The sequence below is a fragment of the Xenorhabdus entomophaga genome (genome assembly GCF_037996725.1).
GTDB classification, from domain to species: Bacteria; Pseudomonadota; Gammaproteobacteria; order Enterobacterales; family Enterobacteriaceae; genus Xenorhabdus; species Xenorhabdus khoisanae.
Window position 1 is genome coordinate 38,405 of sequence record NZ_JBBMXH010000009.1, and the last position, 22,012, is coordinate 60,416.

At 43.0% G+C, this 22,012-nt stretch carries 30 protein-coding genes; 10 read left to right on the forward strand and 20 right to left on the reverse strand.

Annotated elements, in window-relative coordinates:
- Positions 1 to 74: 74 nt before the first annotated feature.
- From AAC854_RS03145 to AAC854_RS03160, 4 genes are all read right to left on the reverse strand, one after another.
- A complete protein-coding gene (locus AAC854_RS03145; protein ID WP_340615848.1) occupies positions 75 to 827 on the reverse strand; it encodes a hypothetical protein in 753 nt (250 codons plus the stop codon).
- An 8-nt stretch (positions 828 to 835) separates the two neighbouring features.
- Positions 836 to 1,372, reverse strand: coding sequence for a dUTP diphosphatase (locus AAC854_RS03150; protein ID WP_273549180.1), 537 nt, complete (start codon positions 1,370 to 1,372; stop codon positions 836 to 838).
- A gap of 158 nt (positions 1,373 to 1,530) precedes the next feature.
- The gene (locus AAC854_RS03155) at positions 1,531 to 1,806 is read right to left on the reverse strand and encodes a helix-turn-helix domain-containing protein (protein ID WP_340615849.1); all 276 of its coding nucleotides are present in this window, start codon (positions 1,804 to 1,806) and stop codon (positions 1,531 to 1,533) included.
- 173 nt (positions 1,807 to 1,979) lie between these two features.
- A complete protein-coding gene (locus AAC854_RS03160) occupies positions 1,980 to 2,309 on the reverse strand; it encodes a hypothetical protein (RefSeq protein WP_340615850.1) in 330 nt (109 codons plus the stop codon).
- A 550-nt stretch (positions 2,310 to 2,859) separates the two neighbouring features.
- On the opposite strand from AAC854_RS03160, the gene AAC854_RS03165 reads away from it, so the two are divergent.
- A complete protein-coding gene (locus AAC854_RS03165) occupies positions 2,860 to 3,228 on the forward strand; it encodes a helix-turn-helix domain-containing protein (protein ID WP_273549183.1) in 369 nt (122 codons plus the stop codon).
- 180 nt (positions 3,229 to 3,408) lie between these two features.
- Here the strand turns inward: AAC854_RS03165 and AAC854_RS03170 are convergent, their stop codons facing one another.
- Positions 3,409 to 3,705, reverse strand: coding sequence for a chromosome segregation protein ParM (locus tag AAC854_RS03170; RefSeq protein ID WP_340615851.1), 297 nt, complete (start codon positions 3,703 to 3,705; stop codon positions 3,409 to 3,411).
- A 191-nt stretch (positions 3,706 to 3,896) separates the two neighbouring features.
- Here AAC854_RS03170 and AAC854_RS03175 point away from each other — a divergent pair, with 191 nt between their 5' ends.
- Entirely contained in the window at positions 3,897 to 4,076 is a 180-nt protein-coding gene (locus AAC854_RS03175) for a type II toxin-antitoxin system HicA family toxin (protein ID WP_047961757.1), read from the forward strand.
- Positions 4,077 to 4,135: 59 nt separating this feature from the next.
- Positions 4,136 to 4,555: a type II toxin-antitoxin system HicB family antitoxin gene (locus AAC854_RS03180; RefSeq protein ID WP_047961758.1), complete on the forward strand. Its 420-nt coding sequence runs from the start codon at positions 4,136 to 4,138 to the stop codon at positions 4,553 to 4,555.
- A gap of 109 nt (positions 4,556 to 4,664) precedes the next feature.
- On the opposite strand, the gene AAC854_RS03185 is transcribed toward AAC854_RS03180, so the two are convergent.
- On the reverse strand, positions 4,665 to 5,711 hold the full coding sequence (locus AAC854_RS03185; RefSeq protein ID WP_340615852.1) for a tyrosine-type recombinase/integrase: 1,047 nt from the start codon (positions 5,709 to 5,711) through the stop codon (positions 4,665 to 4,667).
- Between the two features lie 346 nt (positions 5,712 to 6,057).
- Here AAC854_RS03185 and AAC854_RS03190 point away from each other — a divergent pair, with 346 nt between their 5' ends.
- Together AAC854_RS03190 and AAC854_RS03195 are read left to right on the forward strand one after the other, a co-directional pair.
- The gene (locus tag AAC854_RS03190; RefSeq protein WP_152671484.1) at positions 6,058 to 6,249 is read left to right on the forward strand and encodes a hypothetical protein; all 192 of its coding nucleotides are present in this window, start codon (positions 6,058 to 6,060) and stop codon (positions 6,247 to 6,249) included.
- A gap of 114 nt (positions 6,250 to 6,363) precedes the next feature.
- The gene (locus AAC854_RS03195) at positions 6,364 to 7,269 is read left to right on the forward strand and encodes a hypothetical protein (protein ID WP_340615853.1); all 906 of its coding nucleotides are present in this window, start codon (positions 6,364 to 6,366) and stop codon (positions 7,267 to 7,269) included.
- Between the two features lie 11 nt (positions 7,270 to 7,280).
- On the opposite strand, the gene AAC854_RS03200 is transcribed toward AAC854_RS03195, so the two are convergent.
- Both AAC854_RS03200 and AAC854_RS03205 read right to left on the reverse strand, forming a co-directional pair.
- The gene (locus tag AAC854_RS03200) at positions 7,281 to 8,795 is read right to left on the reverse strand and encodes a terminase (RefSeq protein WP_340615854.1); all 1,515 of its coding nucleotides are present in this window, start codon (positions 8,793 to 8,795) and stop codon (positions 7,281 to 7,283) included.
- Positions 8,795 to 9,949 carry a hypothetical protein gene (locus AAC854_RS03205; protein ID WP_340615855.1) on the reverse strand — a complete coding sequence of 385 codons (1,155 nt, stop codon included), beginning with the start codon at positions 9,947 to 9,949 and terminating at the stop codon, positions 8,795 to 8,797. Before AAC854_RS03205 ends, AAC854_RS03200 begins: the two co-directional genes overlap by 1 nt.
- Positions 9,950 to 10,244: 295 nt before the next feature.
- Between AAC854_RS03205 and parM the strand changes: the two genes are divergently transcribed.
- Entirely contained in the window at positions 10,245 to 11,465 is a 1,221-nt protein-coding gene (gene parM / locus AAC854_RS03210; RefSeq protein ID WP_340615856.1) for a plasmid segregation protein ParM domain-containing protein, read from the forward strand.
- Positions 11,466 to 11,993 (forward strand): hypothetical protein, encoded by a 528-nt coding sequence (locus AAC854_RS03215; RefSeq protein ID WP_340615857.1) that lies wholly within the window; start codon positions 11,466 to 11,468, stop codon positions 11,991 to 11,993. It begins immediately after the preceding gene.
- Here AAC854_RS03215 and AAC854_RS03220 read toward each other — a convergent pair.
- From AAC854_RS03220 to AAC854_RS03230, 3 genes are all read right to left on the reverse strand, one after another.
- Positions 11,983 to 12,378 carry a hypothetical protein gene (locus tag AAC854_RS03220; RefSeq protein WP_340615858.1) on the reverse strand — a complete coding sequence of 132 codons (396 nt, stop codon included), beginning with the start codon at positions 12,376 to 12,378 and terminating at the stop codon, positions 11,983 to 11,985. The two genes, AAC854_RS03215 and AAC854_RS03220, sit on opposite strands and share 11 nt — an antisense overlap.
- 164 nt (positions 12,379 to 12,542) lie before the next feature.
- Positions 12,543 to 12,917 (reverse strand): helix-turn-helix domain-containing protein, encoded by a 375-nt coding sequence (locus AAC854_RS03225; protein WP_340615859.1) that lies wholly within the window; start codon positions 12,915 to 12,917, stop codon positions 12,543 to 12,545.
- A gap of 72 nt (positions 12,918 to 12,989) precedes the next feature.
- Positions 12,990 to 13,250, reverse strand: a complete 261-nt coding sequence (locus tag AAC854_RS03230; protein WP_340615860.1) for a type II toxin-antitoxin system RelE family toxin — start codon at positions 13,248 to 13,250, stop codon at positions 12,990 to 12,992.
- Between the two features lie 648 nt (positions 13,251 to 13,898).
- Between AAC854_RS03230 and AAC854_RS03235 the strand changes: the two genes are divergently transcribed.
- Both AAC854_RS03235 and AAC854_RS03240 read left to right on the forward strand, forming a co-directional pair.
- A complete protein-coding gene (locus AAC854_RS03235) occupies positions 13,899 to 14,468 on the forward strand; it encodes a helix-turn-helix transcriptional regulator (RefSeq protein WP_273549077.1) in 570 nt (189 codons plus the stop codon).
- A 156-nt stretch (positions 14,469 to 14,624) separates the two neighbouring features.
- Entirely contained in the window at positions 14,625 to 15,086 is a 462-nt protein-coding gene (locus AAC854_RS03240) for a hypothetical protein (protein ID WP_340615861.1), read from the forward strand.
- Between the two features lie 183 nt (positions 15,087 to 15,269).
- Here AAC854_RS03240 and AAC854_RS03245 read toward each other — a convergent pair whose 3' ends face one another.
- The 4 genes from AAC854_RS03245 to AAC854_RS03260 all read right to left on the reverse strand — a co-directional run bounded on the left by AAC854_RS03245 (position 15,270) and on the right by AAC854_RS03260 (position 18,158).
- Positions 15,270 to 15,545 carry a hypothetical protein gene (locus AAC854_RS03245; RefSeq protein WP_047961769.1) on the reverse strand — a complete coding sequence of 92 codons (276 nt, stop codon included), beginning with the start codon at positions 15,543 to 15,545 and terminating at the stop codon, positions 15,270 to 15,272.
- Positions 15,546 to 15,549: 4 nt separating this feature from the next.
- On the reverse strand, positions 15,550 to 15,813 hold the full coding sequence (locus tag AAC854_RS03250) for a hypothetical protein (RefSeq protein WP_340615862.1): 264 nt from the start codon (positions 15,811 to 15,813) through the stop codon (positions 15,550 to 15,552).
- 105 nt (positions 15,814 to 15,918) lie between these two features.
- Positions 15,919 to 16,461 carry a hypothetical protein gene (locus AAC854_RS03255; RefSeq protein ID WP_340615863.1) on the reverse strand — a complete coding sequence of 181 codons (543 nt, stop codon included), beginning with the start codon at positions 16,459 to 16,461 and terminating at the stop codon, positions 15,919 to 15,921.
- Positions 16,462 to 16,589: 128 nt separating this feature from the next.
- Complete coding sequence (locus AAC854_RS03260; RefSeq protein WP_340615864.1) at positions 16,590 to 18,158, reverse strand: DUF6973 domain-containing protein; 1,569 nt, start codon at positions 18,156 to 18,158, stop codon at positions 16,590 to 16,592.
- 462 nt (positions 18,159 to 18,620) lie between these two features.
- On the opposite strand from AAC854_RS03260, the gene AAC854_RS03265 reads away from it, so the two are divergent.
- Complete coding sequence (locus AAC854_RS03265) at positions 18,621 to 18,962, forward strand: hypothetical protein (RefSeq protein WP_047961773.1); 342 nt, start codon at positions 18,621 to 18,623, stop codon at positions 18,960 to 18,962.
- A gap of 385 nt (positions 18,963 to 19,347) precedes the next feature.
- Here AAC854_RS03265 and AAC854_RS03270 read toward each other — a convergent pair whose 3' ends face one another.
- From AAC854_RS03270 to AAC854_RS03290, 5 genes are all read right to left on the reverse strand, one after another.
- Positions 19,348 to 19,557, reverse strand: coding sequence for a hypothetical protein (locus tag AAC854_RS03270; RefSeq protein ID WP_047961774.1), 210 nt, complete (start codon positions 19,555 to 19,557; stop codon positions 19,348 to 19,350).
- A 190-nt stretch (positions 19,558 to 19,747) separates the two neighbouring features.
- Complete coding sequence (locus AAC854_RS03275) at positions 19,748 to 20,332, reverse strand: Thoeris anti-defense Tad2 family protein (protein ID WP_047961775.1); 585 nt, start codon at positions 20,330 to 20,332, stop codon at positions 19,748 to 19,750.
- A 3-nt stretch (positions 20,333 to 20,335) separates the two neighbouring features.
- Positions 20,336 to 20,923, reverse strand: coding sequence for a VRR-NUC domain-containing protein (locus AAC854_RS03280; RefSeq protein ID WP_047961776.1), 588 nt, complete (start codon positions 20,921 to 20,923; stop codon positions 20,336 to 20,338).
- A gap of 366 nt (positions 20,924 to 21,289) precedes the next feature.
- Positions 21,290 to 21,559: a hypothetical protein gene (locus AAC854_RS03285; protein WP_273549083.1), complete on the reverse strand. Its 270-nt coding sequence runs from the start codon at positions 21,557 to 21,559 to the stop codon at positions 21,290 to 21,292.
- Positions 21,556 to 21,999, reverse strand: coding sequence for a hypothetical protein (locus AAC854_RS03290; protein WP_047961778.1), 444 nt, complete (start codon positions 21,997 to 21,999; stop codon positions 21,556 to 21,558). Before AAC854_RS03290 ends, AAC854_RS03285 begins: the two co-directional genes overlap by 4 nt.
- Positions 22,000 to 22,012 lie beyond the last annotated feature (13 nt).

The window sequence follows — 22,012 nt, forward strand, 5'->3', positions numbered from 1 at the left end:
TGTAGCGACCTGCATTCTATTTCGGCAACCAAAATGACTTGATAAGGGAGGCTGTCTCAGCCCCCTTAACTAAATTATTGTTTATAATTTTCTCCATCATCCAGCTCTGGCGCACTTTCATTTTTGTATTCAGCCAATTGAACCACCAGCATTAATTTAGCGTTTTCAACAGCCAGTAATTCGACCTCTTCAGGTACGCCAATCACGGCATATTGATCAAGTTCAGCAACGCGGACGCAATACGCCCAGAAAGAAGAATCTTGTTTGATGGCCTCGGCTGTTTGCGGTGAGATAAATACCACATCATAGGTTTCCATATCCTGTTGAAAATACAGATAGGCGTTGCGGCCAATCCCTGCCTGCATTAAGCCATTATGTACGATGGCTTCTGTCATACTTTCGGATTGGGTCACACAGAATTCAGGAAGCTTGTGTTGAAAAGCCGTAGTGACATTGATGCCGGTTGATGCCCCATTTGATGCAACGCGCCACTGTCCAACCAAATTGCCGTTTACCGTGACGACAGGATCAATAATCATTGGGTACTCCCGCATGATGAAGCGCGTAAACAACTCGTGAGTCATAGGGTTGTAGCAGGAACAGTTATATTGTTTCGCTAATTCTTTTTCACGCGCCAAATCGTGATTTTTTGCGATAATCCAGCTTAATCCATTGGGCGCTTTCATCATGGCATCGCCTTCATTGGTCATGCCTTCGAGCTTAGAGCCTGCCAGTAATGCTGTGGCTATGTTGAGATCGAGTGCGGAGTAGGTGCCTTCTTCACTACGATTAAGCGTAAAGTTATCAGCAAGAATATAACCGGTCATGAAAATCCTTATTTATCCGTTTTTGATTTTGTGTTCTTACCGTTTTCAGTTGAACTGGTTTCAGTCTCTGCTGTTTTATCCGTATTCACAGAACCATTCTCGACACGTTCTGCATTCAGTTCAGCAAATTTTTCCTCTGAGACATCCTCAAATGAGGCCCTCGTGACTTCTTCAATTAATCCCTGGGCAACCAACATGCCGTCTTTGATGGTCAGGGGAAATGCACCGGATTCAACAATCAATTTAATGATGATTTCATCACGATAATCAGAATCGACAACACCGACGCATTCCGCAGGGCGTGCATGATGTTCCTGTCCAAGGTCTGTGCGAGCATAAATTTTCATGCAATACCCATCAGGTATCGAAACTTTTATCCCTGTTCGAATGATATAGGCGAGGTGTGATCTTCCGTCGTCAATTGTGGTATATAACGCGCAATCTACAGCGGTCAGATCGAACCCAGATGCACCTTCAGTGCGATAGGTAGGGATAACGGCCTTGGGGTGGGTGCGGCAGATAATGACAGGGACATGCTTAGTCATGAGGGGACTCTCCTATTATGAAACGGCTGAATTCATATTAGATTTGAGCTTTACTTTAAAAGTAAATTTTTATTTAGAATTTAATGCGCTGGTGGAAAAAACCTTTCTAGTTTATCAATGAATTACTTTCTACGCTTGGAATGAATATCTATAACAAGTCAACTACTTTCATCTTTACCTCTGTTTTTGGGATCTTTATCTTCTAAATTAGGAGAACAATCCATAAAAAACCAATCAATTGGGGTATCTAATGCTGTTGCAATCAGAAACAGTTGAGCAGCAGATATTTTACGCTCTCCTGTCTCATACCTTAAAATCTGTGGTTGAAATGTGCCACTCTTTTCAGCTAAGGTTTTCATAGTCAAACCCAGTATTCTTCTCCGCATATGGATACGCTTTCCAATAGAGCTTGATATTTTTCTATTTATATTCATAAGGTTGCGCCTCATAGGTAATTAAAATCAGTCTCGGAAAATTATTTTTCATTTGCTTTTTACTAAAATTAAAAAAGTTATCCATACTGAGGGAGACAGCATAGATAACAAAATAATGGCATAGGAATAATTTCATATGGATATTCCGCAGATACAATTGAAGGCAATAAGATCTAATGCTTTTGTATTAGTGAAATTTGAATATCCATTTCTTTTAGGGCTGCATTCATAAGAATACGAGCAACAATTTCCATTCTCTCAGTAATTGTTTGGTTATTTAGAAGATTTGTCTTTTCCTCGTATTCATGCTGGTCAGACAAAAGCCAATAGAGACATATAATCCTCATCGCACCTTGATTCCCTTCATATGAGTTAATAATTTCAAACACTTTGTCTCTTAACTCAAGGGCAGTATCTGATTCCCACGGTAAGTTCAGCAAAGTATTTGCAATGATATCTTCAAAAACAGTTTCACCGTTATATTCAGGCAATTCACTATTCATATTCCGCCTATATTTACAATGGCTATTGAAAATATATTGCTATCAATTTTTTCAATAGGGGGTTTAATTTAAAAATCAAATCCTTTTATAACGTAGCCAGCCACTACATCGTATTTGTATCGTAAATCATCGGAATGGCCTTCATCACGAAACAGCTTTAACAATATAAATATAAAGGACATCCCTATCAAAACCGGATTTTTAGAAACGGAAATTCGCGTATAAATTTGACCGGACAACACCTCAATACTTTCAGACCGCCAAGGCAACCCCCTCAAATATGCAATTTCCTGAAAATACAAATCGTTATTCTCCAATATAAACCTCTCGATTTAGGCAAAAAATTAAGTATAAAATAGTTACATTTGTAATAGTTTTATAAATTACTTTTAAAATTCCCTGGTAAAGAGATTGATTTACCTTAGTAATCAATCCATTTATAATGCAATTAACATTACAGTAATTGAATTAACCTCCCTGTTACGCATTCTGTATGAATGGTAAAAAAGAATCAAGATGCGACCATAGATAAGGCTAATATTTTTTATACATGAACCCACAAAGATTAGTAGATGCCAGAAAAGCCAAAAGCCTCTCACAACGCGAGGTTGGGGAAGCGTTGGGGATAGCCAATAAAGAGCGAGCAAAGGTAAAAATAAGCGAGTATGAAAGAGGTGTTTTAACGCCGCCATACAACATTGCTTGCAAGATTGCCGCGATTTTAGACGTGCCACCCTGTTATTTTTACATCGATGATGACAACTTTGCAGATCAAGTTTTAATCCTGTACAGAAAGAATTTTTGTCATGACCATGAGTTTGAAAACGAACTCATTACTACCCTGACAACGAAAACAAGGAAATACGAAAAAGCTTTTGAGGAATTCAAAAATACAATGGAGTCGATCAAATCGACTTAAGGGAGAAGCTAGCCAACTAAGCTTAATGAAGATTAAGTATTATATTTCTGGCGTAAAGCGATTTTTTACTGATATTCTTGTTTTTATAATTCAGCAAAAACGCCCTGTTTTAGTTGGATTTGTGCGCTTAGGAGGCCGATGCTTACGCATCGGCTTTTCTATCTTTTTGAATGGCGGGGATCAATCACTGTCTTTATCACAGATTTTCTTTGCTTGTTCTTTTCCATCAGGCGTCAGTTTGTATGCTAGGCGTAATGTTTTGGGATGGCGATATTGATTCAATATGCCTCTCTCAACCAAGGTTCGGCAAGATTTTCGATAATTGCTTGCCGCTATCGTGTGTTGCATGTTTTTTGAAACCATCTCGAAAAGCGCGGTTGCTGGTACAGGTAAATGATCTTCACCTTGTCGTTCATTAAGCCAGTAGAGTATTTTGAGCGTTTTTTTTTGAATATCAGAGATACGGTGGTCAGTCATAACGATTATCCTTATTCATGCTTGATATGAATAAGGATAATCCCAAGAACAATAGGAAACAGCAATAGGTTATGTCAAAAGTGGTAAAGAAAACCGTTAGAGATTAAATAGAGTTATCGGGGTTATTTTTTGTTGACCCGTGGAGTTATCGGGGTTATTATACTTCCCAAGTTAAACAGATAGGAGTTAATTTGAGAAGTGCAGATTTAATCAAAGAGGTTGAGAAAAGAGGGTGGGTGCTGGTGAGAATTAACGGGAGCCATCATCATTTTAAACACCCTGAACATAACGACCTGCTGACAATTCCACACCCGAAGCAAGAAATTAAAGTGGGATTGCTCAGAAAAATACAGAAACAAGTGGGGCTATAAGCCCCCTTATCTGCACCTGCACTAATCAAGTTCTTAAAAAATTATTGGAGGAATATAACGTGTTATACCCTATTGCGATTGAAATCGGTGATGAGAATCACGCTTACGGTGTGGTTGTGCCCGATATATCAGGCTGTTTCTCTGCGGGTGATTCAATGGAAGAGGCAATAAAAAACGCTAAGGAGGCTATCACAGGGCATTTAGAGTTATTGGCCGAAATGAACCAACTCCCCCCTGAAGCAAACTCATTGGATTACTGGATCAAAGACGCAGAGTACGCAGGATGGGCATGGGCTGTGATTGAGGTTGATGTGGAACCGTATTTAGGTAAATCGACCAAATTCAATGTTACTTTGCCTGACTTGTTATCAAAAAAAATCGATGATCAGGTTAAAGCCAGCCCAAACCTGTACAAGAACCGTAGCCACTTTTTGCAAGTGGCTGCTTTGCATGAGTTGCAAAACGGTATTCAGCAATAACTATCATTTGATAATAGATTGAGTGCCATCTCTATATGGGTACCATGCACGGATACAACAGGTAAAGATAGGGGGTTCAATGGAAGAACCCCCTTCATATTCAACTTTTTTAAGTGTTAGAACGTCCCTCGACCAAATCAATCATCACGCTCTTTTCGGCCCGGAGATTGCGGGTATAGCCCACCACCGTTTCCGGTTTTTTCCAGGTGCCCTCGTGCATGATCTGGGCCAGCGAATAGTTCGCTTCCGTCATGTCCTGCGCGGCCCCGACCCGGGCACTGTGGCCGGTCCAGGTCGCATACCGGCCTTTATTGGCGGCCCCGGTCTTTTCCCCGTGCACCACCGTCCAGGCGGCCGCGAAAATCCGCTCCAGATTGGACAGCGATAACGGTTTGCCGTGCACGTTGGCCCGGTTCCCCCGGCGGACCGGGCAAAAAACATACGCGTCTGAATGCGCCAGCAAGTCGGCGGCCGTCAGCCACTGGATCAGACTGGCCGCCGCGCGCGGACTGAGCGCCTTGGTGATGCCGTAGCCGTCCATGATGGTTTTGGTGTGGCCGACGTTCAGCAGGAGGTGGCCGTCGGGCTGAAAAACCAGGTCTTTCACTTTCAGGCGGGCAATATTGGAAACACGCAACAGCGTGTTGTAAGCGACAAACAAAAACGCCCGGTTGCGCATGACCTTCAACTGATCAGAGTCTTGCCAGGCGGCATCCACCCGGTTGAGGTCGGCGATCCGAAACGGGATCGCTTGGCCGACCGTCTGCCCGCTAACCACAGCCAGGCGGCTGATTTTTTTCAATGTCCGTTGCACCTTCTGACTGTCACCGGCGGGGATCAGGCCCGCCTGCCGGTGCAGCATGTTCAGCATCCTGACATGGTTCTTGAGGGTGGACGGGGCCCGCCCGTTCTCATGCAACTCCAGCAGATAATCACGCAGGTAGTCCGCCTCCACCGGCAAATAGGCCCGGCCTTTGACAATACACCAGCGACACCACTGCCGGGCCACCTGCATCAGCTGCTTCCAGGTGTTGTCCGCAAACGCCTCTCGGTCTTTGACGAACGCATTCAGGTTGCGGATCACCTCGTCATTCAGATCCGGATTGTCCGGGATCAGTACCGCATCACGCCCCATCAGGGCCAGTCCCCCTGCCATCAATAAACCCCTCGCTGTTTTGGTGACGCTACGTAAAAAGTGGTGCATAACGCCCCGCCATATTCTTCAGATTTCACGTAGGCGCATCCTTTGTTATTAATAAAAAAAGCCCGCGCTGAATCACGCCCCGTCATCCTAGCCCGCCGCCGCCGCCAGTCCGAGTACATAATAGAACATAATCCCCATTATGTACTATTAGAAAATAGTAGCGACTTCCGCCGCGAAGTCAAGCGGATGGGGATAGTGACCATAAGAAATAGAAGAATACAGATATAATCACGGCGATTTTTATTTAGCGCGGTACTTTTACCGCTTGGCCGTTCATCATCCCTTGGAAATTTAATACATGGATATTAGAGACTACACTACAGAAAATATCATCACTCTGGTCAACGAACTGCACCTTGATCCGCACGACTGCGCCCTGCCGCACATTCTGGCCCGTCATGTCTACACCCTGCGCGAGGCCACTCATGACGACGGCTCTCCCTGTGATTACAAAACCATTTTGGTTCATATGCTGAAAAGTTTGAAATAAAGCGCTATTCCGTCATTTTTAACAGGTAAATTCTAACTAAATTTTTATTACTTTTGTCAAACCTGATAAAGTTATAAATATGTATGTTTAAGATGTACCCTGTTAGGAGTAGTTATGGATGCTTTCAGTGACAGCATTTTTGAAGCAAAGTACAAAGAGTTTCTAAAAGTGCGTAGTGAATGGTTGAAGATCGTATTCAAACACGCGGTTTATACCGATATAAATACGCAGGGCGAGGCTTGCCGCCCTGTGGCGATACTGGCTGATCAGGAAGGGCTGCATGAGGCGGAAACACTGCTGCTGGCATGGCAACAGTTTGCTGCATTTGCCGAGCACAAGCGGGCCGCGGGTCTGTCTGCCGTCTCTTCGCAAATCTATTTGCCGGTACCCGCCATACTGAGGAATGTGAACAGTTTTACCATTGGTGCTTTTGAGTCCTCCGCCACCGTTAATTTTGTCCGCGAAGAGATCCTTAGAAAAATAGATAAGAAACTCAACCAGCTGCACAGGACGAAAAACAAAGACCATTTAACCATTACCGAACTGGAACTGGATAAGGAACTGATTGGCTTCTACCCGGAAGGGACACGCTTTCGCCGACGCACGACGGGTTACAGAGACATTGTGTTAGATATCGGCGGTGATGAATCTTATCGTGTTGGGGCGTATGGCGTTATCGTTGATGGTAACAGCTTAACGCAGCCCGACGCTTACGACATCAACACGGGCGATAAATACGCCGTGTCTGACAGCTATTATAACATGGTATCGCCGGTACGGTGCTCGTTGTTTGCAGGATCTAGCCTGTATCTCATTGAGAAGATAGAAGAAGCTAAGCAAGCCCGCAATACCGTCTCCCGGCAAAAATTAAAAGAAAGCCGGAAGCAAACCTACCTCCGTCGAAGGGATCAAGATTTGCTTGATCAACAGCGGATTCAACAAGAAGCCATACGCCTCAACAAAATTGCCGTGGAAAAACAGAAAGCACAACGCTATGGGCAACAAAAAAAGCGGGATTAATGCTTAGGCTGTCAGCTTTCATCGTCATAATCATCAAGATACTTCATGGCCTCAGAGCGGGTAGCGGCTTCTTCAAAACCGACATCTTCACAGGCCGGTACAAAATCACACAACATCCCAAAACAATATGTATCCCATCTATCCGGAGAGCGAATATTGAGTTTCGCTCTCATCATCTCTTTTTTCATGATCACCCAGCGCCCGTTCTCATCAATCTTGACCGGTATTTTCGAGGCTTGTTCTGATGTCTTGAGGCTTTTATCCAGGCGCATTCGGCCACTGCGGATCGCCCGTTGCGCGGCCACATTTGCGTAGGCGCGTTGATTAATGTACCGGCTGCGGTCATATCTGCTGAACATCGGCTTACCCCACCGGATACGCTGTACATCGCGGCCACGACGCTCTAATACACTCGCCGTATCGGAACCGACGCCATCACTGTCTACCACGAGACTGATATTGGGGTAAATGGCCGGATCACACGTCAAATGAATAAACTCCCCAAACTCCACCGGATCACAGGAGCCATCCATTTCCAGCATTTTGTAGTTCACCAGACGGCGTTTATCGCCACGGGTGCCCGATATTTTGCAAAGATTCATAATGGACTTATCCCGGCCGTTACCGACGTCACACAGGGCAACCCATCCCCAGCCTTTTTCAAGGTGGATTTTACGTCTCGCGGCTCTGTCACATTCATCACGCCCTAACAGATAGCCGGTGACTGATTTAGGAAACTGGCCTAATACCTTGATCTGGTATTCAACACTGTCACGGCCACCGTATTCTGCCAGCTTCATTTTAATAAATTCAGGCTCAACGAGGGGGGACTCTTCAGAGTTCAGCATGATAGCCACATACAGGCCGTTGGGGTTATCAGGATGTCTGGCGAGGCTATGGTGCGTATCGTAGAAATACCCGCTGGGGCGCGTCGGCTGGGAAAGTAACAGGATGCGGTTATCTTTCTGAGTCAAGGCACCGGTGATAATACCAAAGGCTTTGTCTGATACCCCTGATGCCTCATCCACAATGTAAAACAGGTATTCCGCGTGTTCACCGGCCAAGGCTTCTTCGTTACCCAAACGAAACCCCTTGGGGATGACGGTCCAGACGCCTTTTCCCCCCACCGCGTAAAACGACGTATCCGTAATGACAAAGTAATTTTGCAGCCACGGGAACCGCCGGACACATTCATGCCAGTTGACCTTCAGGTACTTAAATATCCCCGTCATGACCTGCTGGATTTTGTTGGCAATGATGATCACACGGGCATTGGGATGAAACAGAATGAAACACAGGATCATGATACTGGTCATATCCGATTTGCCCGTACCATGCCCCGACGTCACGCTGGTTTTGCTGCCACCTTCCTGTACAGACTCAAGAATCAGATCTTGTTGCCATGTGGGGGTTTTACCAAACAGATGTACCGCCGCCAGCCCCCAGTCGTACCGGTATTTGATCACCATATCCCGCCAACGGGGATCACTGACAACACTGCGTTGTTTTTTCTGTCGGGATGCCACTAACTTTCACCCTCATCATCATACATATCGCTGGTGGCTGCATAGTCATAATCCGGTTCGTCTTCTAACGCATCCAGCGACTCGCCTTCGCGCCCCTCGCCCTGACTATCCCTATCGCCATAACCGCCTTTATCGACAATGCCATCAACCAGCCGACGCTTTGTCGCCAGATAGGTGTCCCGTCCGGCCTGCTTCTCCCGATATGCTCTGGCCTGCCTGTCCAGTTCGTCCGGATCAATGACTGCATTATCCACGTCCTCGCCCTGATCCTGTTTCATCTCGTGGCGCAATTTCTCCAATAAAGCGGCGGGCACCTTACCGCCTTGGGATTCGATGTAAGCCGCCGTTTGCAGGGCATCCCATTCATTTTCCTGCTGGCATTGATAGGCGTTGGCGATCACCGTCGTTTCGCCCATCTTGGCCGCATGTTTTTCCTCGTCACGGCGGTTTTTCAGCCACCCCTGTTTCATTGATGTCATGGTGCGCATGAAATCGGTCATGGCATAGGAACAGTCGTTCAGCATCTTGAGCTGCTTAAACGCCGGATGCAGCGTCCCGTCGTCGGGATTAAATTGGGCTTCCTGTTTCTCAAGTTCTTCGATGGAGCGATCACGTATCCGCTCAACAAGTTCAAAATGGGCTAATGCCCGTCGCATCAAATCCACTTCCAACACGTCGAAATAACCCGCTTCCATCAAGGCGTCTGCCTGATCTAAATCAACACTTCTGGGGGTGGCGTACCGGCCATGTTTCATGGCCGCTTCATTCCCCACGGTCAAGCGACGTCCTTCCCCTCGGGATAATTTTTGATGTGTGATGATCGCGGCAGGCGAAATGATCATTTTCGCGTTCTGACTTTTGGCGCTTTTGGCCTGCGGATGTCGCTCGCCGCCCGTTTTCCTTCCCGGCTTAACGCCCGTATTCACACGGGATTGCGCGGATTTTCCCTTTTTTTGTCCGGTCTTTTTTAGGGGAATGATTTGATCATGTGTTGTGGCATGATCATGATCATCTGACGTGGCGGGATTGGCCGAACGCAGATAGCGACGGGCGGTGTTGGGATTCAGGTTGTAATGTTCGGCATATTCACGGATGCTGATTCCATTTTCAGCACGTAGCCTATTGAAATTAGATACGTGTTCCTGCCAGTTCATCCCTATCTACCAAAGTCAACCCTCAATGAATCCGATGATACACAAGCATTAATATGTTCTATTAACGTAATTTACTCCCGCTCATTTCACCCCTCCCCAATCTCCACGCCGACCACTATTTGCTCTTCCCCTAGATACCTTTTAATCTTCATTTTTGCCAAGCAAAAAACGAAAAGCGTTTGTTATTCGTTTGGATAACAAACGCTTGATGTTTTCCCTTTTATCTATCAAAATTACTCATGCACAAATCCGACTTAAATGTCTTAATCGTTAATATCTAAAACAGGGAAATATCATGAAGAAGCCTACTGGTTCTGATAATACTGCTGTTCAAAAACCTACTTTGGTCGCCGTCGATGCGGATTCAGACGACACGCTGGTTAAACAGCCTATTTTAGTCGCTGTCGATGCAGGTTCCGGTAATATCGCTATACGCTTTAGACGTGAACGTGATGGAGAAATTGAAAATACCATCATTCCTGCACGGGTATGCCAAGGTAATGCCCAATCAATGGCGTTAGAAGCGGGAACCTCATGGGAAACCGAAGGTGATCACGGAGAAAACGTGGTGTTTTCTGTTGTCAGTGGCGGTAACGATCTCGTCAACACCTGTGATCCAAACTACCAATCCAGCCCTGCCCATCGTGTTCTGGTTATTAACGCACTGGCCCAGCTGGGGTTAGGCGGACAGGAAATTATTCTGGCGGACACACTGCCGATTAACCAGTTTTACAGCGACTTGGGGAAAATTGATCAAAACCGCCTTGAAGCCAAGCGTGAGAGTTTGATGAAGCCGGTCAACAATGTCTCCGGCCAGTATGAAGCACCACACATTATAGATGTTATGGTCTATCCTGAAGCGATCCCGGCCTATGTGTCAGCTTCAGTCACGTCTGACATGAAGCCTAACCCTGATCTTGACGGGGCGGAGAGTATCATGGTTGTTGATGTAGGACGGTTTACCTGTGATATCGCCGTACTGGATAAAACTTATCAAGTTGTGAAACGCCGTACCTCTGAACACGGCGTCTATATGATGTTGGATCGTGTTCACGCGTTGCTTCAGGAAAACGCAGAAAAACTCAATATTGCTGAACCCAAAGAAATTCACCTTGAATCCATTGATACATTTATCCGCCAAGGTTATATCGGCTCGCGTCTAAAATCAGCCGCAGACAAACGCATTAAAATTGATGAGGTCGTCCAACAGGCGGCAGAGGAATTTGCTGAAATCATTCGAAATGATATCCGTACCGTTCATCGCAATCTGAGTGATATTGATGTGCTTATTCTGGTTGGTGGCGGGGCTAATTTGATTGGCGGCAAACTGGAATACCTTAACAATTGCACAACAGGCTGGGGATGTCCTGTCTATATTCCTGACAACCCTGAATTTGCCATTGTTCGCGGTGTTCATATGGCATTTGAAATAGATGCAGAGGAAATCATTAAGGGGTGGCTGATTAAACAGGCACAAAAAGAAAAGGCTAAACTTCTGGAAGAAAAAGGGGCTTAAATGTCATCATCATTAAACATTAAAGCGCAAGCACTCAGCGAAGCAGGCATTGCTACCACAAAGTTTCGGGAAGATTATCAATCTCTGACCGGTCATCACAGCAAACGGAAAATGATGATGAATGCGATTCGCTGCGGCTATCTTATCGAAAAAGCGGGGTTAGCGCCTCTGCTGTCACTTCTCGATACGGAAGCATTTTTCGCTGCTGATCACAACACACGTAAGCAGATGGTCATGCGTGTGCTGGCGTTAAGTAATATAGAAGAAGCCCCCACCGCTCCCGTTGAGCCAGAAATGACAAGTGTGGAAATTGAGGCACCACCAGCGGTGGCAAAAGCACCACACCAATCGAAAGAGCCAGCGAATAACGACACGGATACTCCGTCTGAGAATACCACCAGCATAATCAAACACGAGAAACGAGAGGATGGTTCAGCGACGTTAATTGAACGTTCAACCAATAAACAACCGCCGCCTTCAACGCTATCAGCAATGTCAGCACTCAGAGGAAACGTGACTAAGAAATAGGATCTATCATTCTTTTTCGGATCATGTCATCCCAAATCTTACGTAAGGCTGCATGCTTTAATGCAGCCTTTTTTTCATCGCCCTTCAGCCCACCATTGGGAATCACTGTTTTTGAGAAATCAATGGATATGCCATGGCGCGGCTTAAAGTGGGCCTGTGTAATGTATTTCATTTCATATTTTCTTGGCCGAACACGGGTATCCATGAGGCAAACAATGTTTTTGGACGAACAAAACACGTTAAGCCGTGCGTAGACAAAATCCTTGTCTATTGTGACATGGGGGTAATAGCGGCGAATGGCATCCATGACCTCTTTGGCGGTCAGAGGGCGGTTTTCTCTCAGAAGCACATCTGCCAAATGGATATTGGAGATTTTTTCTTTCACGCTCTTTTCCAAGGAAATTCTAAATGATTTTTTATATTACATAAAAAGCAGAAAAGAAGAAGAAAATACCTTCAATTACAATAAGTTAATAATAAATTAGGCAGTGATTATATAGACTAATAAGAAAAGGCCGCATTAAGCGGCCTCTGATCTATGGATTAATATTAATCCAAGATTAATTGTGTCGGTCTACACACATAAAACGCCGCCAATTTTTCCAGTGTAGCTTGGCGTGGGCGTTCTGATTTTTCAAATTGAGAGACGGCAGCTTGTGTAATTCCCAGCCTCTCGGCCACCTCTATCTGTGATAAACGTCGATATATACGCCATGCTGCATGAAGTGTGACCTCTTCATCAACCATAATACTAATGACGTCATGGGGAATGGTTTCATCATCATTAGCCCCCTCGGTGTAAGGGATACTGACAAAATCTTCATCACGATCTAGCGCTGCAAGCAAGCGCTCATACTCCGCAATAGGAAGTACTACAGCCTGCTTGTTGCCGTTCTCATCTGTAATAAACTGGATACCAGCCATATTATCTCCAATATTGTATTGACCATGACGCGAATAGAGGAAAAAGCAGGCGGGTATTCCCCGCCGTGCCAGTCAATATGTCTTTGTTTGTCTTCGCTTAACTTCCTGCACTTCCAAAATCTTCGGCGCTTTACCTGAAAGCTCAAACAGAATTCGGTAGTCACCTACTCTCAATCTGTATTGAGTTTCTGTTCCCGTTAATTTTTTGATATCCAAATCCACCAGCGGAAAACCCGTAAGCAAACCCACTTTATTTTTGATCGCTTTCTGGTATCGCGTGTCGATCCTGACTAGCTGTTTGGTTGCCGCTTTAGACCAAATCACTTTGACCATCATTTCCCCTATTTTTAAAGAGCATCTCCGTTTTCAGGATAGGTATAATATAAGTATTATTACTTATATTGTCAATATAATACTTATATTGTTATAAGTATTCCGCATACCCCATTAAAATTCGTTTCCCAATCCATGCCATCACAGGTACGGCCATTGAATTACCGATTGCCCGGTAACGATGACCATCGGGGCAGTCAGCCGTTGCCTTGCCATTAAGTGGCTAGTCAATCAGTATAAACTTGAAGATTGGTAATGATTGTTGACAAATAATCTATAAATGGTTACTATTGTTACCGTTGGCTGGCGACTTTGGCCGGTTACGTTCTTTAACAAAGTGAGACTTAATTTAAAAGGAGTGTTATCTATCGCGTATCATAAAAATAAGGAGATCAATGCGGCAATTGCATATGCCGTGTCTCAAGGCTGGGCTTACATCAAACGGAAAGGAAAAGGCCATGCTGTAGGAATTTTGCGATGTGGACGTGAAGATAAGTGCCACCAAAAATCAGTGTGGGGAACACCGGATAGCCCCCAAGACCACGCAAAAGATATAATCTCATTAGTGGATAAATGCAAATAATATCAAGGCCGTCAATCGGCGGCCTTTTTTATATCAGTCTCACATCTAATGATAGGAAAAAGGATATGAGAAAATACAGTTTTAGCATCGTGGTGGGTGGAAAGAAAATCACTACTGACGATGATTTGTTTGATATCTCAGACGCTTTGTATGAAGCAGGATGCAGCGACGCCCACCCCGCTGCATACAACGGTACATTGTACGTTAATTTTACACGCAACGGCGAAAATTACGCCAAATCAGTGTCATCTGCCATCTCTGATATTGAGTCAGTTTCTGGATTAACTTGTTTATCTGTAGATATTGGTGATGTAGTCAGTTTAAGTGATGCTGCTGAACTGGCAGGAACCACCAAAGCGGCGTTATCTCGATACAGTAAGGGGAGCCGTGGAGCCGGTGATTTTCCGACACCAATTCTACGCGTAGATAGCAGTCGCCCGTTATGGTCATGGGCGGATATTGCTGAATGGCTCGAAAAAAACAAGCTCATCGACAATGAGCTGGTGGAGCAAGCACGGATGACTGGAGCCATTAACACAGCACTGTCAATTCGAAACACTAATTCAATGGATACAGTATTTCAATTTCTGTACGCATTGAAATCCAATAATAACCACACAATAATCACGGCGTAGTTAACAATAATTCTTTTAAAAGATAAGTCTCACACATTCGGCCGTCTAAATGATGGCCTTTTTTTTTATTTCACGACACCTTCTGAAATTGAATATAAAATAACCATTAACAAGGGTTATTTATTCAGTGTTTAAATGTAAATTTAAGGTGGTGTTATGGGAATTACAGAGAAAATAGCGACAGCATTTTGCACTCGTGAATCAAATCAGAACGTAGAACCTGATTTACTGGCACCAATAATCACAAAAGTAGTAAGCAGCTTTCCAGACACTCAACGCTTATCTGTGATAGTGAGTCTAGTGGGACTGAATAAGAGAAAATCTTATCGATTATTTATAGATATTCTCCATAATGGAGAGAGTTGTGTAAAATTTCACGAAAATCCTTATGGTGGTGAAGGAGAAGAATTCACTGTTGAAGACATCAGATTACCGGAGAATCAAGTTACTGCTATTTTTAGTGCCGCATTTGACCAGATAGAGTTCCCTGAACCCGGCATCTATGAAATAAAGGTGAAATTAAGAAATCAAGAAAAACAAGTCATTGATGAGAACTCCTACTATTTTGATGTTTTGGATAAAAAGGATTACCTATCGTTTTCGGGTCGTTACAAATAGGGAATTACGGAGCGGGTGATGTCCCAACACCCATTCTACGTATAGACAGTCACTGTCCATTATGGCCGTGGACTGATATTGCCAACAAATAATCTCATCGACAATGCGCTGGTGGAACAAGCACGGATGACCGGTGCTATTAACACGGCACTATCCATGCGAAACACAATTCACCTATACACATTAGAATCCAAGAATATTTAATCGATTATTTAATTCACGAATACGGTCTGATTCAGTTCGGAACGGTGGACACAGATCGTTATTGGCTTGATCCAATACATACATGCCAAACCATGTAATGCTATAAATACCATGCCGGTGATAACAAACAACGCCCAGTTCCGCTAATCTGTGCATAATTTCACGGGAAACATCGTACCCTTCTCCATCATCCGACGTCGCTTTAAAACGCCGTAATGCCGCCAAATCCTCTGGTTGCAGGTAGTTGATACTCATTCTTTTAGCTCTTCTGATATGACGCTGTAAATGTTGGGTTATATTCTTGCGCGACCCTGAATACACCGAGAGATTTCCCCTCAGTAAATACCACGATATCAATCGGCCAGTAAGCACCCCATCCCTCATGATTATCATTATAATCTTTAGCGCACATCTCAGCTAAATACTTAGGGGACAGGACATCCGGCTTATCATTTTTCAGAGCGTATCGATCTGTCAGGTCATCAAAATTATTTTTGCCTACTACTGTATATTCGATTGTCATTCTAACGTCCCAAATCACATACCCAAATGAGTTATTAAATATTTTTATCTCTCTTAATACAAATCGTTTTCCCTGTGACGGCTTAAACGAATTCGGGTTATTTATCTAATCCACCCTCACCACTTGATTTTCATTCGCATATGAAAACCAATAATAAGCTCTATTATCAGGCACTTTTTCCTTTTTCATCAAAACGTCTGCATTATCTTTTGATATGACGTAATACTTAATATATTTTTTTTCCTTTTTTCTAACATCAAAATTTAATACTAATGTTTTTTCGGAATCCGAAATATCAATATAATGCTCAAGATAAACAAGTTTGTTGTCTTTAACAAAGATGATTTTTGAAAATATATCTAAATCCCCATCAATTTTTAAGTTGATGAAACTTTCAACAGCTTTACGTTCAAATCCATTATCTATTACATACATGTAATCCCACTCAAATGGTGTGATGCTTTTCATATTGACAATACATTCATCATTAACATGACAATATTTATCAGTATAATCAAATATACCTTCAGCTATATTAGCCTCCCTGCAACTGGACAAATAAAACACAGAGAAAAACATAATAAACAAAGTAACTAATTGACTTTTTCGCCCTAGCAAATAATCGTCTGGGTTAAAAACTATCATCATCGCCTCTCTCTACATTGCCCATTCATATAAAAAAGTCGGCTTTTTGTCGGCGGGAGTATCGCGCTTAATGGCATATCCATGACAACCGAAAAAGCCGAGCTTAAATTTACATTATTTTTAAGTCGTTATCATTGATAATCGACAATGGGTTCTTTTCGCTTCCCAGCTGCTAACTGTTCGGGTGAAAAACCTTCATTATCACCTCTATCAAATTGACTCTTCATATAAGAAAGCTGTTCATCTGAAATTTTCTCTTTCACCACTGAAAATCCAGAGGCATTCTCTTTGGCAACGTAGAGACCTTCTTTATGAAAATGGTTTAATACTGCTTTAGCCTGCTCTTTCATTGACGTATTGGCGTTTGCCATGCCAATTTGGCGGCCTGTTCGGTTATTCAGCATATCAATCGTTTCATCAGCATCTGCGGACGTTTGGAAATGGCGAACACTCAAATCTAACGTGTCATATCGTTCATGTGCATCAGCCACACGAGAGGCTATTTCCTTACCGTATTTAGCGGTAATTGCAGATTGCCATAGTGTATGTCGAAAGGCATTAACCTGACTACCCTCCCTGCGATCATTGTCCTGGAGTATTCCGTGAGGGTTTGTCTCACGCGATCCCTGCGTTGAAAAACGCAGTGCGCTAGTTGTCATATTCGTACTGCCTTGAGAAATCCCCCCTATATTGAAGACCTTGTCTAGGTTACTAACGGCAAACATGTATTGTTGTATGTCTCGCTGCAAATTAGTTTTCTTTCCCGAGAAAAAATCATATTGGTTTTTAACAAGATCTTTATGGTCGCTATTGCTAAAGTCACTTTTAAGAAAATCTGTAGTTAACTTACCAATATTTTTTACATATGTACTCATTTGACCAAATTTATCGAACTCTTTGACAAGTTCATCTAGTACGAAAATATTTTTTAATGTTGGAGCCATATTGTTATATAATTCTTTAATGGCTGAATTAAAATCCCTTTTACCCCATTGGGTACTCCTTCCAGTACCTTCCACACTACCCATATGGTGGTAAAAATTATCATATTTTGATTTCCTGGATTCATTTCCATAAGCAAATATTTGTAATGTGGTTTGAGCATTAGATGATAAGCTCTTAAATGAACCTATTCTGTTATCTAGTAAATATCTATCTTCAAAAAGCCCTTTTAGATTATCCATGGTTGAATAAAACCGCTTACCTTCAAGCATAGATAAATGGCTCATCACAACAGGCGCTGTAGAGTTAAACATATTTTTGATATTTAATAATGGTTGAGTAAAATGGTAATCACTCCTCATTAGCGCGAATGTCTCACCATTAGGCTTATTACGATATTTGTCCAGTAGTCCCAATGCCTTATTTATTTCCTTTTCTATAAAAGGACACTGTTTTCTTGAACAAACTGGACATATTCCCTCCTTTCCATTAGCTTGCCAAAGTTTAGCCATATCATGAGCGCTAATTCCTCCACCTGGTGTGTAAAGGGCACCATCCGTTAGAGTTTCACGCGGCTTCGCATAGGAACCATACCCAATACCAGGAAAAATGTTAGGAGTAGATGGCATAAAACTAGATTTCAATCTGTTTAAAACGTCTCTCCCGCTGATTGTCGCCGGGATAATTTTAAGAATTCTCTTTCCATCCGCAGTATATGGAATACCATTTTCATAATATGCAATTAAACTATATGACATCTCTATATCCTTAACTTATTTATTTTCAAGATAAAATTAATCCCTTTATGAAAGGGGAAAAAAATTTACAGCAACTCTAATTTTAAAATCAATAAATAAAAATTATAAAAGCAAGTATGGAAATTATTTTTTGATAAATTTATTATTAATTTTAAAATATAAGAATTTCTTTTGGCAGTTCGTATCGTCGCCGCACTGGGAAGTACACCTTAGTTCTGAGTTCTGGTTACATCTCCAGGATGCTTATGACCGGCGTCAGCTAGAAAACCAAGGGATCGTTTTATATGGTGAACATGATGATACGTTGCAGGCTACTTCAAATCATTAATAAATACGGGCTGTTATAACCCGTTTTTAATTTTGAAACTCAATAGTCTCAATTTCGATTTTTGATACGGATATATGATATCTTAAGTTAATTAATACACACCAGCGCAGTCGGAAACGAAAAGAGGTGTAGTTATGGGGAAGGTACCTGGTTATTTCGTGGGTTATAGAAAGTTTGTCGTTGATCCAGACTGGCTTAGGGATATGAGAGAGAGGAATTGCCAGAAACGGCTTGAACGGTTCAAACAGTGGTCAAAGACGTGGATCACAGTAACGCGTCTCAAAGAGACAAGGCTTTGGACGGATTGGGCGATTAGGCAATGGCTAGGTCAACCGAAAAAACAAGGTAAATATAAAGTCTTTGCGGTCGCTGATGTCAAGGTAGCGGAGCGTAAAAAAGACTTTAAAGAATGGCATCAAAAAAGACTTGAAAAGAAGCAATCGACTGATAAATTTTTCGAACTTCCTAAATTATAAAAGAAATTTAGTCTGACGGAATTTTCGGCGGTTCCGGCTTAGAACCACTGATACACATTGTTATAAATTTCAGATGAACTTATCGAGGAAATGGGCGCAAAACCCCAATTCCAGCACAGTGCCAAAGGTTAAGTGGTTGGGATGCGTCCATTATTCTCCTATTCGCAGGTGCGCCATTACAATGCCATAACCTGCTGCCTACGATGAATCTTGCTGCTGAACTTTACGGGTAAGCATTTTCTAACCTTTTCAACAAATCTGGCAGATTGCCACACTTGATATTAGAGAATAAAATTCTAAACACTTTTTTATTTTTATGTGCTCGTTTCTGGTGTTGGTAACTGCGATGCACTTCCTTGATTAATGGCTGAACGCTCATCCCTGGTCATATCTCTTCACTCCATTGTTTTTCTGTCATTTTGCCCAAAAAACTCACACCAATAGTCGCTGAGTTAACGCGGATACCTAAACTCGTTTGCGCTTCCAGTAGCCTAAGATGTGTCATCCTTGGTGTCGCATGTTTTACGATCACCGATTGTGTCTCCAGTCCTGATTGACTGAATGAGACATTGAAGTAATAGAATTTCTTTGCCATTTTTAGAGTAAGATCCTAAAGTTACAATAGGACAAGAAGGTGGCCTTTCCCGAATATCTCATTTTTGTGGAGAATGCCAAGGCTGTTTGGCTAAAAACGGCGGTGAGACGCCACCAGCCCGTAAATCGATACGACGTTATGCAGGAGATCAGCGCCTGCCTCCACGCCATACTCAAAATACACCTTCCTGTTATGCACGGTATACCGCCCAATTTTCAGCCAGCTGATCCTGAACCGAAGGATTCCAAGGAATGGAAATGCCATCAGGCGCTATAAATAAAAACTCAGCCCGTTCATTTCTTTTTCGCTTATCACAGTGCAATCTCACCCGCCCACCCGCCCAATTCATACGATAGATACTGTAATCACGCTGGATCATGAGGCTCAACGCTGAAGGGTAATCCATCAATCGGATATCAGAGACATCAGCGCTGTTTGCAGCATCACTTTTCTCTGATTTAGCCTGTAATTTATCCGCAAAAATATTGTTGATGATTAATTTTTGTTCCTCAGAGAGGTAATGCGCATAATCAGACGTTGCCCTGTGGATCATCTTCCACAAATTTTTTATCCCACCGACGGCGTAATGAAGGTCAGCTTTATTGCTATTTGCACGCTTATATAAACTGATAGCCGTTACCTTTTTCCCTTCATTTTCAATGTATAACTCAAGAAGGCAAACCATATAGTAAGCCACTTTCCACTTAGTTGAATCGCGCTTGATGGAAGGTTTATCTAATAACCATATATAAAATAGTTCCTTATTGAATTTCATCGGTTACTCCTTCCACAAATGATCATTTTTATGGGCGGTAAATGATGCCCCAGATTCCAGGCACCAGTATTGCGTCACCGCCTCTATTGCCTCGTGCTCATCATAGACAACAACACAGTAAAATCCCCCCTCAGATAACGTATTCAACCATTGTTTTTGCACTTCAGACGGTTTATTGGCCCCATGTTTAAATTCAAGGCGCATACCGTGGTAATCCCCCTTAGCAGTATCTAACGAAACATCGGGATACCCTTTTCTTTGTCCTTCTGCTCTAAGGTGTTCGCCTGTTTTTTTGTGGCGTAGCCCGCCGTTAGGCGTCGAATGCAGGCATTTGTAAATGTCGGGAGCATTCACCTCGCAATAATAAAAAAAGCGAACCTGAGCGTAATGTTCATGATTGCCTTTCAGCAACTCAGGATTCTTAGCTAACTTTTCCAAAGCGACAGCATGAGGGGAACGCGCTTTGTTATTGGGCTTGTCCCAACTTACAGGGGCGTTATTGGTGACGGACCTTTTACCCTTAGTGAGTTGCCCTTTCTTCTTCGTCCTTTCGCAGTAATCGCTATACCATTCTTCGGAAGCTCTCAGCATTCTCACTCCAACAACATTATTTCAATTCTAATCAGTTTCTTACTTTTTAACGGTGAGGTGACATACCAGCCGAAAAGGACAGAAGTCGTGGATTTTATCGAGGGGATCACACTCCATGTTCTGCATAATCAATCGCCAAACCAAAAAAAAACCGCAAATCAAGCGGTATTATTCAACAACTTAAAATTTCAAAGAGATTGTTTTACATGATAACAACCTATCGCTCATGACCCGCCTGATGGCGGGTTTTTGAGTGGATTTAAAACCAACACTTCGAGGTAAATTCTAAATGCTTTTTTTCTAACTTTGAAGGTAAATTCTAAACATTTTTTTTTAAACTTCAATGAGAATATAGAAATTTTTCAATTAAATCATAGTGCTGAAATTTTCAGCATTCTTCTTTAAACGGTCGATATTGAAATCAATAATCTCATCCCATTCGGACATCCAGCATTCCCTTACCTGTCCAACTCTAACCCCATTAGAAGGTCGAACGATCCAGCACCAATTATTATGATGTTCCTTATCCTTGAGTTCGAATACTTGACGGGCGGAATTAAACTTCAGCATATACCCTCGCTTCGCAGCAAGGTCCGTCAGTTCCCCAAGTTTGTAGTACTTTTTAGTGCCGTTCACAATGCCCCCCTCAGTTGGATACGCGTTTCCATCTCTTCATCGTTGCTGAACCACAGATAAGGTTCAGTGTCATCAGACGCATCATGAATGTCAAAGGTATGGTCAGCGGAATAAACCAAGCCATTCTCAAATCGCTCATTTGAATAAAGGTGCGCGGCCACCACGATCAACGCCGGACGGCTCATGGTGTAAATAGCGGCAACATCCGCATCAACAAGGACACCAAAAGCCCTCTCTCCTTGCTCAACAATCAGTGATTTCACGCTCGGCCACCATGCACCAAAAGAACGGTACAATCTCGGCTCGGTTTTCAGTCGGGTAATCAGATTCGTGATGTAGAATTCCACATACGCTTTTTCTGGCTTTGTTCCGATAGCTTCAGCGAGTATAGACTCCAAGTGAGCTTCTGGAGGCTGAATAGTGTCAATTAATGTCGTCATCGATTTAAATGCG

Coding starts and splice junctions, on each gene's coding strand:
- AAC854_RS03145 (WP_340615848.1), bottom strand. CDS start 827: ATGACCGGTTATATTCTTGCTGATAACTTTACGCTTAATCGTAGTGAA.
- AAC854_RS03150 (WP_273549180.1), bottom strand. CDS start 1,372: ATGACTAAGCATGTCCCTGTCATTATCTGCCGCACCCACCCCAAGGCC.
- AAC854_RS03155 (WP_340615849.1), bottom strand. CDS start 1,806: ATGAATATAAATAGAAAAATATCAAGCTCTATTGGAAAGCGTATCCAT.
- AAC854_RS03160 (WP_340615850.1), bottom strand. CDS start 2,309: ATGAATAGTGAATTGCCTGAATATAACGGTGAAACTGTTTTTGAAGAT.
- AAC854_RS03165 (WP_273549183.1), top strand. CDS start 2,860: ATGAACCCACAAAGATTAGTAGATGCCAGAAAAGCCAAAAGCCTCTCA.
- AAC854_RS03170 (WP_340615851.1), bottom strand. CDS start 3,705: ATGACTGACCACCGTATCTCTGATATTCAAAAAAAAACGCTCAAAATA.
- AAC854_RS03185 (WP_340615852.1), bottom strand. CDS start 5,711: ATGGCAGGGGGACTGGCCCTGATGGGGCGTGATGCGGTACTGATCCCG.
- AAC854_RS03190 (WP_152671484.1), top strand. CDS start 6,058: ATGGATATTAGAGACTACACTACAGAAAATATCATCACTCTGGTCAAC.
- AAC854_RS03195 (WP_340615853.1), top strand. CDS start 6,364: ATGGATGCTTTCAGTGACAGCATTTTTGAAGCAAAGTACAAAGAGTTT.
- AAC854_RS03205 (WP_340615855.1), bottom strand. CDS start 9,949: ATGAACTGGCAGGAACACGTATCTAATTTCAATAGGCTACGTGCTGAA.
- parM (WP_340615856.1), top strand. CDS start 10,245: ATGAAGAAGCCTACTGGTTCTGATAATACTGCTGTTCAAAAACCTACT.
- AAC854_RS03215 (WP_340615857.1), top strand. CDS start 11,466: ATGTCATCATCATTAAACATTAAAGCGCAAGCACTCAGCGAAGCAGGC.
- AAC854_RS03225 (WP_340615859.1), bottom strand. CDS start 12,917: ATGGCTGGTATCCAGTTTATTACAGATGAGAACGGCAACAAGCAGGCT.
- AAC854_RS03230 (WP_340615860.1), bottom strand. CDS start 13,250: ATGGTCAAAGTGATTTGGTCTAAAGCGGCAACCAAACAGCTAGTCAGG.
- AAC854_RS03235 (WP_273549077.1), top strand. CDS start 13,899: ATGAGAAAATACAGTTTTAGCATCGTGGTGGGTGGAAAGAAAATCACT.
- AAC854_RS03240 (WP_340615861.1), top strand. CDS start 14,625: ATGGGAATTACAGAGAAAATAGCGACAGCATTTTGCACTCGTGAATCA.
- AAC854_RS03245 (WP_047961769.1), bottom strand. CDS start 15,545: ATGAGTATCAACTACCTGCAACCAGAGGATTTGGCGGCATTACGGCGT.
- AAC854_RS03250 (WP_340615862.1), bottom strand. CDS start 15,813: ATGACAATCGAATATACAGTAGTAGGCAAAAATAATTTTGATGACCTG.
- AAC854_RS03255 (WP_340615863.1), bottom strand. CDS start 16,461: ATGATGATAGTTTTTAACCCAGACGATTATTTGCTAGGGCGAAAAAGT.
- AAC854_RS03260 (WP_340615864.1), bottom strand. CDS start 18,158: ATGTCATATAGTTTAATTGCATATTATGAAAATGGTATTCCATATACT.
- AAC854_RS03265 (WP_047961773.1), top strand. CDS start 18,621: ATGGGGAAGGTACCTGGTTATTTCGTGGGTTATAGAAAGTTTGTCGTT.
- AAC854_RS03270 (WP_047961774.1), bottom strand. CDS start 19,557: ATGGCAAAGAAATTCTATTACTTCAATGTCTCATTCAGTCAATCAGGA.
- AAC854_RS03275 (WP_047961775.1), bottom strand. CDS start 20,332: ATGAAATTCAATAAGGAACTATTTTATATATGGTTATTAGATAAACCT.
- AAC854_RS03280 (WP_047961776.1), bottom strand. CDS start 20,923: ATGCTGAGAGCTTCCGAAGAATGGTATAGCGATTACTGCGAAAGGACG.
- AAC854_RS03290 (WP_047961778.1), bottom strand. CDS start 21,999: ATGACGACATTAATTGACACTATTCAGCCTCCAGAAGCTCACTTGGAG.